The sequence below is a fragment of the Rhodopirellula sp. UBA1907 genome (genome assembly GCF_002337565.1).
Classification (GTDB): Bacteria; Planctomycetota; Planctomycetia; order Pirellulales; family Pirellulaceae; genus Rhodopirellula; species Rhodopirellula europaea.
Genome location: NZ_DDGH01000081.1, coordinates 41464 through 54747 on the forward strand (window position 1 = coordinate 41464; position 13284 = coordinate 54747).

General features: G+C 55.4%; 7 protein-coding genes. 3 read left to right on the forward strand and 4 right to left on the reverse strand.

What is annotated here, in order from left to right; translation table 11 throughout:
* Positions 1 to 156: 156 nt before the first annotated feature.
* The 4 genes from B2R17_RS17280 to B2R17_RS17295 form a co-directional block, all read right to left on the reverse strand.
* Positions 157 to 3390 carry a serine/threonine-protein kinase gene (locus tag B2R17_RS17280; protein ID WP_286764962.1) on the reverse strand — a complete coding sequence of 1078 codons (3234 nt, stop codon included), beginning with the start codon at positions 3388 to 3390 and terminating at the stop codon, positions 157 to 159.
* 273 nt (positions 3391 to 3663) lie between these two features.
* Positions 3664 to 6882 (reverse strand): serine/threonine-protein kinase, encoded by a 3219-nt coding sequence (locus tag B2R17_RS17285; protein WP_286764963.1) that lies wholly within the window; start codon positions 6880 to 6882, stop codon positions 3664 to 3666.
* Positions 6883 to 7151: 269 nt separating this feature from the next.
* A complete protein-coding gene (locus tag B2R17_RS17290; protein WP_286764964.1) occupies positions 7152 to 8618 on the reverse strand; it encodes an aldehyde dehydrogenase (NADP(+)) in 1467 nt (488 codons plus the stop codon).
* 15 nt (positions 8619 to 8633) lie between these two features.
* On the reverse strand, positions 8634 to 9515 hold the full coding sequence (locus tag B2R17_RS17295) for a class I SAM-dependent methyltransferase (protein WP_339888006.1): 882 nt from the start codon (positions 9513 to 9515) through the stop codon (positions 8634 to 8636).
* Positions 9516 to 9655: 140 nt separating this feature from the next.
* Between B2R17_RS17295 and B2R17_RS17300 the strand changes: the two genes are divergently transcribed.
* The 3 genes from B2R17_RS17300 to folK all read left to right on the forward strand — a co-directional run bounded on the left by B2R17_RS17300 (position 9656) and on the right by folK (position 13194).
* Positions 9656 to 11542, forward strand: coding sequence for an ExeA family protein (locus B2R17_RS17300; RefSeq protein WP_286764966.1), 1887 nt, complete (start codon positions 9656 to 9658; stop codon positions 11540 to 11542).
* Between the two features lie 134 nt (positions 11543 to 11676).
* A complete protein-coding gene (locus tag B2R17_RS17305; RefSeq protein ID WP_236617835.1) occupies positions 11677 to 12096 on the forward strand; it encodes a hypothetical protein in 420 nt (139 codons plus the stop codon).
* 21 nt (positions 12097 to 12117) lie between these two features.
* On the forward strand, positions 12118 to 13194 hold the full coding sequence (folK, locus tag B2R17_RS17310) for a 2-amino-4-hydroxy-6-hydroxymethyldihydropteridine diphosphokinase (protein WP_339888009.1): 1077 nt from the start codon (positions 12118 to 12120) through the stop codon (positions 13192 to 13194).
* The last annotated feature ends 90 nt before the right edge of the window (positions 13195 to 13284 follow it).

A 13284-nucleotide genomic window follows, 5' to 3' on the forward strand; every position in this document is an offset into this window, starting at 1 on the left:
TATGGTTGTAGAACGAGACTGGTCACTCGGATGACAATCGCAATCCTTGCGTTCGCGTGACGAGAACGTCTCGATGATAACTCGAACCAATCCATGTCGCAGCATGCTCGCGTCGGCGTACGAACAGATTCCAAAATTCGCAAGCGCACCCGCGAATCACTTGGGCGAATCCGATTCATCAAATGGGATTGCGCGAGCCAACTTCTCACGAGAGTGTTTGGTCATCAGCAATTCCGTGGGACCCGACGCCGACGCCACCAACAAAATGTCAGCCTCTTCGATGTAGTGCAAATGGCTGTCAAAGTGCCCGCGGGTTGGAAGCGCCCCCATCTCACGTTGACTCGCCAAATCCCAGAACCGAATCAGCCCTTCCTCTCCGCAAGTCGCGAGCGTTCGCCCGTGGTCCAGGAAAACGCAAGCGTAGACAGGTTTAACATGTCCATGCAGAACCGCGGTGATTTCGTTCTCTGGGTAGCTCCGAATCTCAACCAAACGTTCGTCATGAATGACAGCCAACTGAGATCCATTCGTATCAAACCGAACTCGTGAAAATCGGACTGCAGCGGAAGGCGAAGATTCAAAAACCGAAACTTCAGCATCCGAATAAACGCTGAGCATGTTCGGCGCGACAAGCATCAGCGAGTCGCTGTTGGGAACATTGAACAAACGCTGGTTATTGTCACTCGGAAGATTGTGGACCTCGACAAGCGAGAAATCTTCCACGTCGTAAACCAACAATTGCTTGTTTAACAGAACACATAGCTTTCTGTCACTAAACTTCACGTCAACAACTGATTCGGTATCGTTTGGTGGAACAAGCTTCGCCAACAATTTGGACGTTTTCAGATCCCTGACTTCCACCTCCGCGAGAGAGGCAATGGCGAGCATGGATACGTCGTCATTGGTGCCGAGACCTTTCCCCCACTCCCTCAGCTCACTCTCAACCGGATGCATCTGGTCCAGACCACGCCGCGGGTCGAAGTGCCAGACCGAGTTATCGTCGTACCTGAGAAAGACATCAAACGGGTTGTCGTGGGGAGAATGGATGTCGATGACGTGTACCGTCGGGAACGTGCGTCCTGGAGGACAGGGACGAACCGGTCGTTTTTCTTCGAGGTCCCAAAGTCGCACCGAGCCATCTTCGCCCGCTGTCACAATGCGGGACGAGTCGTCTGGATCGGGGAAACACTGCAGGCTGCTGACCCGGCCATTCGTTGCTTGAAACAACATCGGAGGTTGCAGAACACCGTCATCCGAGCGGTTGGTCAGCGTCCAAGCGAAAACCACCCCGTCGTCCGTCGCGTGGAACAAATCCTCACCATTGGCAGCGATTGCAACACAACGCACGGGAGTGTCCATGGCATACGCCTGTGCGAAACGAGACGAGTTGTTGGAATCGGAAATTAAGAGGTCTTTGCTACCATAGGCGACCGTTCGAAAAGCTTCGCCTTCATTCAAATTCACCGCTGCAAACACGATGGTTTCGCCACCGATCGGAATCAGCCGTTCGGCTTCACTGTCCAGATCCAAGACAGTCATCAAGCGTTCTTTGTCGACTTCCTTCACGTAGGCAATTTGGTGACCATCGCCCACGAACTGCAACGCCTCGTTTCGTGAACCACCAGGAAACGTCTTGACGACTTTTCCCTCTCGATCGTGGACTTGGACGTCGCGGTAGCGGCCTGCCGTTGCAAACAATTCCCCGTCCGCTGAGAACGCGGCAGATTCGACGTTGTGCCAATGCCCCAGCAGTTCAAGTGTTTCCTTGCCCGTCGCGACTTCGCGAATGGAGATGCCGTTGAAACCCACGTCACCGTTGATGCCCGTCAAAAAATGTTGGCCATCCGGGCTGATCGCAATCGCATCCAGTCGTCCAGGAAGTTTGTATTGATGGGTTCTTTGCTTCGTTACCAAATCAATGACGTGGACCTCCCCCTCATCGCTGACCGAAATCGCCATCTTTCCATCACGCGAGATGTCCACTTCCGTTGTTCGACCATCATGTTGCGTAAGCAAAACCGAAGGTGGCGGTGAGACCAAATGATCGAGGCATCGGTACGCGAATCGGGGCGGCGTCGTCTCTTCCGATTCAGGTCGATACTTGTCGAGCAGTTGCTTCGTCGTCCGGAGGTTGTTCCCCTTGTACGCTTGGAATGCCAACGACATGTCCGACACATACAACTGTTCGCTCAATTGAGCTTCACGAGATTCCAGTTCCAGGTTGGTGGCGATCAACTCATCGTTGCTCTCCGCAAGCTTTTCGTTTACTCGCGTGAGTTGCCCCGAGTGAATCGCCTGCATTCCCAGCACGGTCATGACAAGAGTGATCACACCGATCAATGTCGCGACAGCAACCAAAGGGTTGCGCCGGCTCCATCTCAACAAACGTTCGGGCCAGCCCGGCATTTTCGCTTGAACAGGCTTGCCATCGGCAAACCTGCGAAGTTCCCGAGCAAACTCCGCCGCGGTGGTGTAGCGAGCGTCGGGTGACCGTGACATCGCTTTGCAAATGATTGCTTCGAGCGGTCGTGGCAGGTCGCCGCGAATCTGTCTCGGCGTCGCGAGGCTTCCGTTGGCAACGTTGGCCAAAATCTGATCGCGGTTGCCTTGGAAGGGACGTTGCAGCGTCGCCCATTCGTACAACGTTGCTCCCAAGCTGTAGATGTCAGACCGTCGGGTGATATCGGTTTGCGAACCGATCGTCTGCTCAGGACTCATGTAAGCCGGCGTGCCAAGGATGTCGCCGGTCAAAGTGAGCGCCGTGTTCTGGTCCTCGATCAATGCCAATCCAAAATCAGTCAGCCAGATCTTTCCATCGCTGTCGAAAATTAGGTTCGACGGTTTGATGTCTCGGTGAATGACTCGTTCGTCATGAGCCACCTGCAACGCGTCGGCGACGTCCGCGATCGATTTCGCAACCAACTCAAACGAATCCGTCGCGAGCGCAGTTCCATTTCCTTCGGTATTGAGCGTCGTGGCGGCGGGACCAGCATCAATGGAAAACTCGCCGGAGTCTTGCTCGCCATTAGCTTTCAAGATGCGGTCGGCAAGCGTCGCTCCATCGATGTACCGCATCACCAGGTACTGCGTCCCCTGTTCGATACCAGAATCCATCAGTGGGACGATGTGATCGTGCCGAAGTTCTTGAATCAGGTTGGCTTCGCGTTCGAATCGACGCCGCATTCGAGACTGCTTTGAAACCTGATGCTGCAACAACTTCAGAGCCACCTCCTGCCCCGTCGTGGTGTCCTCGGCCAAATAGACCTCGCCCATCCCGCCTGTGCCGAGCGTTCGAATGATTCGGTAGCAACCAAAGTGCTGAGCCGGCGAATCTGCCTGATCGTCCTCAATACGGGCGGCTTCCGTGGGGGCATCGTTTCGAGAACTCACTTCGTGCTGAACTCAATCAATCAAAGGTTTGGGAGTGCTTGATAACCACAGGTTCATCGCACAAACATCAAAAACCGGCCGGCTCAACGCCGCCGGAACCGCCAACACCGTTTGCATGAATCAACAATCGGCATTTCCATACGATAGGCGTTCGCCCCGGTTGGCGTCTGATGAACCGCAGCTAACGCGGTACGGCTCATAAAATCATCAGACCGCTAAGATACCTCGATCGCGAAGGCATTATTTCACAAGATTGCTGTCTTTTTCATCCGCTCATTTTTCTTCTGTTTGTTCAGCGGAGGCGAATCCTGTTTGACTCCGGTTGGTCACCCATAAATCCATTGGAATTGCATCGGAAGTCGAAAGCAGCATGTCAAAGTCGTCAAAATAATGCAGACGATTGTGTAGACTTTTGCCTGCAACCAACGATCCCATTTCCCGCTCGCTGGCGATGTCCCAAAAACGAATGAGCCCATCTTCGCAAGTGGTCGCGAGAGATAAGTCGTTGTCCAGAAATTGACAATCGCTCGGTATTTGAACGTGTCCTCTCAGAACTGCAACCGTTTCGAATTTGGGAATGGAGCATACTTCGATCAATCGATTGGATCGTATAACAGCCATTTGTTTACCGCGTGAATCGATTGCGACACCACGAAATTGGTCGGCCGCGGATTCTGCCTGTTGATAGATACTCGCGGACATTCCATCCACGACGCAAAGTGCTTTATCGGTCACGATCAACAAAGAATCATCCTTTGGCAACCGGTGAATCGCACTGGCGTTGTCTGACGGGAGTTTGATCGTACCTTCCAATGAATAATCGGGAACGCTGTAAACAAGCACTTCATCCGTGTAGAGGAGGTAGAGTCGATCTCCCATGTACTGCAAGCTACGGCAGCTTCGTTCTAGATCGAGACTCGGAATTGTGTTGGTAAGCTTTGTCGTCTGGACGTCATAGATTTTCAGGTCCTTGTCCGAGCATACCGCGATCACTGATGCGTCTTCGGTGACAGCAAGCTCAACCGTATCCTTTCCAGGAATTTGGGTGATAACCGCTATTTTGTGCAATCCTTCCTGCGGATTGTAATGAACGATCTCGCCGCTTCTGAGTGCAAAAAACACATCCGCTGAACCTTGATAGGGTGTCGTAATCGACCTCGTTCGCGTGTTCCGGTATGCGACAGTCTGGTTGCTTGGTCGAATCGGCATTTTTTCTTCGGTTTCCCAAAGAGTCACTTTGCCATCTTCGGCGGCGGTGATGAAACCTGGCGTTTCCGATTGTCCTGCCACGGTTTCGATATCGTAGATTCGCCCTGTGGCAGCCGGCACGATCAACGGCCGAAACAATTCGTTGGAAGAACTCCGGTCACTCAGACGCCAAACATACACCGCTCCCTCATCGGTACCGGAGTAGATCAGGCTTCCATCGTCACTAATTGAGACGCAACGAAATGAAACGCCAAACGAATCGAATTCGATGAATGGTGACGGCTTCCCAAAATCGGACACCGACAGGGAACCATACCCCTGCGACACAACTCGGAATGCATCCTTTTTCCCTTGAGGCTTCGAAATTGCGAATTGCGCAACGAGCACGTCAGTGGGAATAACGGTGTGCTTTTTGGTATCGAGATCCAGCACCCGCAATTCACGGCCGGATTCCTCTTCGTGCACGTAAACCAATCGGTGGCTGTCTTCGATGAATGCCAAAGATTCATTCCGAGTCGTCGCATCCAACGACTTAATCACATTGCCATCTATATCGTGTATCTGGACTTGGCGATATCGATCCGCCGTCGCGATCAATTTGCCATCCGATGAAAACGTTCCGGACTCCATCGAATGCCAGTGCCCCAGCAATCCCAAGACCTCCTCGCCGGTATCGATTCGGTAGACCTTGATGGGACAAAACCCGATGGACTCGTTCAGCCCGGTCAGAAAGAACTGATTGTCAGGACTGATGGCAATGCAATCGAGCCGCCCCGGCAATTGGTACTGGTGCAATCGTTGGTTTGTCTGCAGGTCCACCACGTGAACTGAGCCGTCTTCACCAGCAGACACCAGCAACTTCCCATCATTGGAAACAGCGATCCCGGTGGACGGCGAATCATGCTGAGTCAGCAAGGTCGAAGATGGCGGCGAGGCGAGGTAATTCAAAAGTTCAAATGCGAATCGATTGGTCCCAAAAGGAGATGCTTGCGTCCGGTGCTCATCAACCAACTGCTTGGTTGTGAAAAGGTTGCGGGCCTCGAAAGCTTTGAAGGCGAGCGACATGTCCGAGATGAAAAGCTGGTTGCTCAGCTCCGCCTCACGAGCTTCCAACTGCAAGTTCGAAGCGATGAGGTCATCGTTGCTCTTCTCGAGTTGTTCATTGATCAGAACCAGCTGACCCGAGTAAATCGCTTGCATGCTCAAGACGGCAACGATCGTGGTGATCACTCCGATAAACGAAGCCAACGCGACCAACGGATTTCGCTGGCTCCATCGGAACAGTCGTTCGCTCCACCCTGGCATCCTCGCGTGGACCGACTTTCCCGCCGCGAAACGTCGTAGATCCTCGGCGAAAGCTGCCGCGGTCGGGTAGCGACCGTCCGGCGAACGTGACATCGCTTTGCAAATGACCGCTTCCAATGCGACGGGCAAATCGTTGCGCAGACTGCGAGGCGTCGCCAAGCTTCCATTCGCAACGTTGACCAACACCTGTTCCCGGTTGCCACTGAACGGACGATGCAACGTTGCCCATTCGTAAAGGGTCGCTCCCAAACTGTAGACATCCGATCGACGCGTCACCTCCGAGTGCGATCCGATCGTCTGCTCGGGGCTCATGTAGGCCGGCGTTCCAACGAGATCACCGGTCATCGTCAATGCGGTTTGATCGTCTTCTAAAAACGCCAACCCAAAGTCCATCAACCACAACTTGCCATCGCGATCGATGATCAAGTTCGACGGCTTCACGTCGCGATGAATCACCTTATTCGAGTGAGCACTGTGCAACGCCTCAGCAACATCAGCAATCGCGTTTGCAATGAACTCGTATGATTTCCCGCTGTCATCGGGCGTTACCAATGCATGCGACAGAATGGCCGTGTCGGTCTGAGAATCCACGCCTGAGCGATCCGCATCATCAATCCCACGCTGCTCGAGAATCAAATCCGCGAGGGTCTGACCATCGACCAACTGCATCGCCAAATAAGGCACACCATTGTCGTCACCGGTTTCCAACAACGGCACGATGTGGTCGTGGTCCAGCGTTTGAATCAGCTTCGCTTCACGTTCGAATCGCCGACGAAATCGCGGATTGTCCGCCACATGATTTCGCAACACCTTCAAGGCAACGGTTTGATCCGTTTCGGTGTGCCGAGCCAAATAGACTTCGCCCATCCCGCCGGTGCCGAGTGTTCGGACGATTTGATAGTCGCCAATGTGTTTGGCGACGATTTCAGCGGAGATCGAAGTGCGAACTTCGGTTGGATCTTCGTTGGGGCGTGGCACGTATCTTGGAGCCAATCAAAGACTCGAATAGGAAGCAACAACAATCGTATCAAACGTGGCCTTGCATCCTAGTCAGTACAGCGGGTTTTCGGTGAGAAAGCAGCAGCCTTCGAAGCAGTTCTGCAAATCCAATTCGGCGAACGCTCGAAATCGGTCTCCTCCCATTCGCACCGCCACGGTCACCCGGACTTGGTCGACCAGCGGCGACCAGGTCTATATTGTTCGAAACCAGGCCGATGCGAATGACAAAGCATGCGATAATCGCGACGTCACCGGTTTTCAGGCCAATTCTGGTAGCAAACGGGGCGCACAAAACGTTCCAAACTGGCATGACCAACCGATGTGCTGCGACCGTCAAGACTGGCAGGAAACGGGCCACCATGCTGCGTCGCCGCCCCAATCTCCATCCCCGTCGGCCAGCCGTTGAGAATGATTCGGCCGGCAAAACGCTCTGACACCTTGAGCCAATCGAGGGCGAAATCATTATCAGACGCTTCCGTGTGCAACGTCGTGGTCAGCGAACCATGGAATTCGCCCGCAACCCGCAACATTGTCTCCTCGTCGGGGCACCGCACCAAAATCGAAACCGGCCCAAACGTTTCGCTGTGCAGCCACCCGCCGCGAATCGCGGTTTCGGCTGTCATTCCAAACCAGTGAGCCCCACGATGCCAGGGGCCGTCCGACTGAGAGCGTTTGGCAATAACCAACTCATCCACATCCTCGGCCGATTGCAGCTGTTCGATGCCGCGATCAAATGCATCCGCCACGGGACCGCTTAGCATGGGCAAGTTCGGCTGTTTGGCGAACGTCTTGCAAGTCGCTTGAACAAACGATTCGGCATCGGCTTCATGAACAACCACCACTCCAGGTTTGGTGCACATGTGCCCGTTGCCAAATCTCAGTGAAGCAGCAAAGCCATCAGCGATCGCTTCAACTCGCGCGGCCATCGCATCTCGGCCAATGAACACTGGATTGGTGCTGCCCAGTTCCGCGAAAATGGGGATTGGGTTTTCACGTTCCAAAACTGCTTTGGCGAGAGATCGCCCGCCTTGTGGACTGCCGGTGAATCCGACGGCGGAAATCGCCGGATGCGAAACCAAACGGATCGCCGTATCAGGACTTCTCCCGTGAAAAAGATCGAACGTCCCCGCGGGGAAATCCAACCGCTTCACCACCTCTTTGACGGCATCCCCAAGCAACTCGCACGTGCCCGGGTGGCTGGGGTGAGATTTCACAATCACCGGATTGCCAGTCGCGATCGCGGAGACGAAATCGTTCCCGACGACCGAAATCGCCAGCGGGAAATTGCACGCACCGAAAACGGCGACCGGACCAACAGGGACGAATCGCCGTGACATCCGTGGTTTGGGGAACGGTTTGCGATCCGGATCCGCGGGCTCGGATGTCACCCGATCCCAAGGTCGCTCCACCGCCAACCGAGCAAACAAATTCAATTGCCCGGCCGCTCGATCAAACTCGCCTTCCACACGAGCGTTGATGTAGCCGGTTTCGAGTTCGCAACGTGCAACGATTTCCGTTCGGCGTGATTGAATCTCCGACGCCACCGCCGACAAAAATTCTCCCAACCTTTCGGGTGAAAATTCGCGAAGCTCCAATGCCGCGTCCGCAGCACGCTCGCACGCGGCATCGATCTGGTTGGCAGTCGCCTCCGCAAATTCGCCAGGAAGCAGCTCGCCGGTTGCGGCACAGGTGGCTTGGAAAAAATCCATGATCACATTCGTTGAAGAAGACTATCGTTTTCGAAGCACAAACAGAGCGTCGGTCAGGTCGTCATCCATTTCCCGCTGCTCTTCGATCTCGTAGTCGAAGTCATGGACGCCGACGATTTCAAACGCGTCGCTGACGGACTCCAGCATTTTGAAGGCTTGGGCGGGAGTGTAAAGCCGCAACGGGAATTCGCTGCGTACACGCTCGACGGTTCCGTTCTTTCGAGTTGCCTTGATGGACACGCGAAGAGTTTCACGCCGCTTTCTTCGCTGAAAATCAATGACCTTCAATGTGACGCTGATGTTTGTCCCACCGTGGGAAGCTTTCCAGCGTTCGATGCAGTCCGGATCGGCGTCCAAAGGAATGCAGTGAAACCCGAGCACGTAGATTCCACCATCACGCAACGATTCCGCAACGGAACGCAAATGCGCGGTCGCCGACGCTTCGTCCATCATGTGTCGGAACGTGTTGAACGTGCAAAACGCGGCATCCACAGCGGGCGAACAGACATGCGAGGTCATGTCTCCGTTGATCAGCTCGGCAGACAATTTTCGACGTTGCAATCGACGCCGTAGATAGGCGAGCATTGCATCGTTGTTATCCAAACCGACGACGTCGTACCCGCGGGCTGCTGAGGCGGCCACCAAACGACCGCTGCCACATCCGGGTTCATACACTCGCGAAACGGTTCCGGTCGCGTATCGCTGGTACGCCTCGTCAAGGAATGCCATTTCGGTTGCCGTTTCGTCACGAAACACCATGTCGAAGTACTGAGGCCGGTCGTACCAATCGATCGTCGCAGTCGAGGCTGGCTTTCGTGCCTTTGACGCTCGACTCTCTTTCGCGGAATTTCTCTTCACGGGGGTTTTCGTCGGCGAACGAGGGATTTCGGTGCTCTTTGTCACGGGGCGAATCGAGGGGGCATGAGGTGAATTCGTCAGAGATGGATGAAATTTGTTTCAGACCCTGCGGTCTGGGTGACGACTGTAACGATTAGACGGCTTGTCCGCATTCTCCCACTTGTTCCGCCTAGGAAACTTCGACCATGTCTTCGGTTGAACACTCTTTTCACGTGCCTCCATTCCCACCCTTCCCCAGCGCGGAGCGATACGTTCCAGTTGGCTCGCAGGACGAGGCACTGCAGCGAATCCAACGTGCAATTGAAGCCTGGGAAGCAATTTCGCTGGTCATCGGCCCGCCCGGTGTCGGCAAATCAATGCTGTGCCAACTGTTGCTTAAGCAATTCAGCGATCGCCGCGAAGTCGTGGTGTTTGGCGACGCGATGCTGGACAACCCACTGTTGTTCCAACGGCACCTGCTGACTCGCCTCAACCGTGTCCAGGGAATTCACTCGACGCCGTTGGCACCCAACGAAGACCCTCAGTTTGCCTTGGTCGAACGACTCGCTCGCAGCACCTCGGAATTCCCCGGCTTGCTCTTGCTGGTCGATGAAGCTCAAGCGTTGACTCCAGAGGTCCTGGAAACCATCCGCATCATCACCAACACGATGAGCGAAGGCCAACCTCGCGTCAGCGCGGTCCTGATGGGCGGTCCCAAATTGGACGAGACCCTGGCATTGCCATCGCTCGAAGCTCTCGTGCAACGCGTCGCGACACGATGCTACCTGCACCCACTCAATGGCGACGAAGCACAAACCTATGTGCGCCGCGTCATCGAGAGCTGCGGATCGAACCCAAGCGAAGCGATCACCAACGAAGCGATTCGTGCAATCCATCAAGCTTGCAGCGGAACGCCTCGCTTGATCAACCAAATGATGACCGCCGCGATCGATTGTGCCGCGTCACTCAATCAAAGCATCATCGACAACAAAATCGTCGATCGTGCTTGGGCAATGTTGCAACAACTGCCCAGCCCCGTCATGGACGAACCAGAAATCGCCGTCCCGAGTGCGGAAGCATCCAACGTTGAATTTGGTGCTCTGGACGATTCGAGCTGGAATGACTCCGCTTCGGAAGACCAACCAGCGACCGCGTCGTTCGAGTTCGAAGAATCCAACGAACATGGCCGACGCTGGAACGACCAGCCGTTGCCGGAAGAGACCGAAACACTAGTCGCAGCGGAAGCAACCCAGTGCGACGTCCAAGCTTGCAGCACATCGGAATGCGAAGACCAAGCTTGCCAGAGCACCGGCCAGTGTCAAAGCGAAAACCAGGGCCAAAGTGAAAACCAATCCCAAAGCGAAACGGCAGAAGCCGAACAAAGCGAACTGGAATTTGCTGCTTCAACCGAGCAAACGATCGATGAGCAACTCGTCTGCGAAGAAGCCACCGCTCAGTGCGAGGCTTCCGAAAGCGACATCGAATTTGGTTCGTTGAGCATCGACTGCCAGTCCTACGAAGGTGACTACGAAATGGTCTCCGACGTGATCGGATCGGCTCTGGCCGCTGACTTGCCCGAAACAACCGAATCAGAAGAATTGGTTGAGACACCGGTCGCAGCTACCCCGACGGCTGACCAATTGTTTGGCGAGTTTGATGACGAAGAAGAAATCAAACCCACCGCTGATTCGTTGACCGACACAGTCGAACCAGTCGCCGAGCGAGACGAAGTGGCCTCGGATCTGGAGACTTCGCTGCATGAGGAAATCCTCAGCATGCGTGGTGCAGCCAACTCGCCACTGGCATTGGTCGGCGATGAAGCCAACTGCTCGGACGAGATCTGCGACGAAGAAGACATGGGTGCCATGCAAAACCAATCCGCCATGGCAGCCTCAGCTCCCGTGTTGTGGATGGAAGAAGATGGCGACGACATCGCCGTCAACCACGACGACCGAGACATGCTGGTCATCGAAGACGACGTGCAAGTCGAAACGGCAGCATTGCACAACGAATCCGCGGACTTGTCCGCCGGACGTCCTGTCGCCGTCGACTTCCAAGCGATGTTGGCCAAGATGCGTTCGCCGCAATCTTGATCGTTCGCGAAGGTCGCCAGATCTTCGCACCAGACATTTCAGCGGCTCGGAATTCCCGAGCCGTTTTGTTCGAGCTTGAATCATTTCTCGGGCTTTGAATCCCAACGTGGTCAATGTTCAAACCGGATCAAACTTTGCGAACTTTGCTCCATCGAACCGTTGAACAAGCCGTTCGATACGGCAAGACGTTGGTATTGGTCACGCCGGATGAACTGCGACTGCAGCCGGCCTTCTTCGTGGCGTTGGGGCATGCTTGGCGAGAAGCCAACGCGTCACACCAACCGGAATCGGGCGAGCAATCCGCGATGCCTCGGCTGCGTGTCGATTGGTGTGCCCCGGCCAAAGGCTTCGGGTGGAGCACCTTGCAAAACAAGTGGCACGCTCGTCGTTGCGAGCGGACACTTCAGCGAGAACGATTGAGCGATTGTGTCCAGCTTTCGCAGTGCCTGCTGATCGGCAAAGCGTCTCAGCACCCTTCGACGATCGTGCTGGGCATCACTTCCGAAGCGACTGAGCTTCCCGAATGGACCACCGCGGTCCCGATGCAACGCTAACATCACCGTATTGCCGATCCAATGCCGCGTGTCCGCATCGTTGGTGTCGGAGCGGGTTCCAGCTATCATTCGCGAGCATTCTCTTCCCAGCCTCGCAAATTCTCCGATTCGTTCATGCCCACGCAGTGCCTCATCAGTTTCGGATCGAACCTGGGTGATCGCCGCGTGGTGATCGCCGAAGCGGCACGCCGGGTGGCTGAGTCGGGCGTTGTCGCCGCGCCCTGCGCCGAGCTATCAAGCGAATCCTCCGAAGAACCTGTTCAGCGTCTTCGAACCAGCCGCCTTTTCGAAACCCCTCCAATCGGAGGCCCCGGAGGCCAATCGCCCTTTCTGAACGCCGTCGCCGCGTTTGCGACGGAAGCCTCCGCGGCGGAAGTCTTGGACGTGCTGCAACATCTGGAGATCGACCTGGGCCGAAAGCGTTTGGTTCGATGGGGCGCCCGTGTGATCGACTTGGACATTGTCCTACACGGTCGCCTGGCAGGTCCCGCCAGCTCAGCTGGACGTCGAGGTCTGATCGGCGGCCGCGGCCCAGCCGGATCGGCAAAAGCATTGGTCGTCCCGCATCCTCGATACACCGCCCGACGATTCGTCTTGGAACCGGCTTGCGACGTCGCCGCCGACTTCTGCGACCCGCGTTTTGGTTGGACAATTCGGGACTTGCGAGACCACATTGCCGCGGATGTGCCATCCATCGCTTTGGTGGGCGGCGATTCACAGCTTCGGCAAATCATCTGCCAGCGTTTGTCTTCCGAACACGGCATCACGGTCATCGATCCAGATCGCCCCGATGCCGCAAAGCGTTTGCAGCAATGGGTCGCGGCCGATCCACCAATCGCATTGCGTGATTCAAAGGAGATCGACCAAGACACTTCGCCGACGTCGCAGTGCCTTCCCAGGTTGCTCGCTCGAATCCAGCACGCAACCGAGAAAGATCGATGGCCAGCACCGCATCAAATTTGGCCAGCAGGCTGGAAGTGGCCCGAATACCGATTGGAAGTCGACGACCTAGATTGGGCCGTCGGCGAACTCGCCTCCGCGATTGACTCCATGCGATGCGAAATCCACCCCATCACGAAAGACGGCCGCTGGTGGTGAAGCCAGAGTAGAACAATTGTCCCCAATGGTTCCGTCTCACAGCGTTCCATCGCCGATCCGCACCCCACTTCAAACTTCATCCGCGATCGC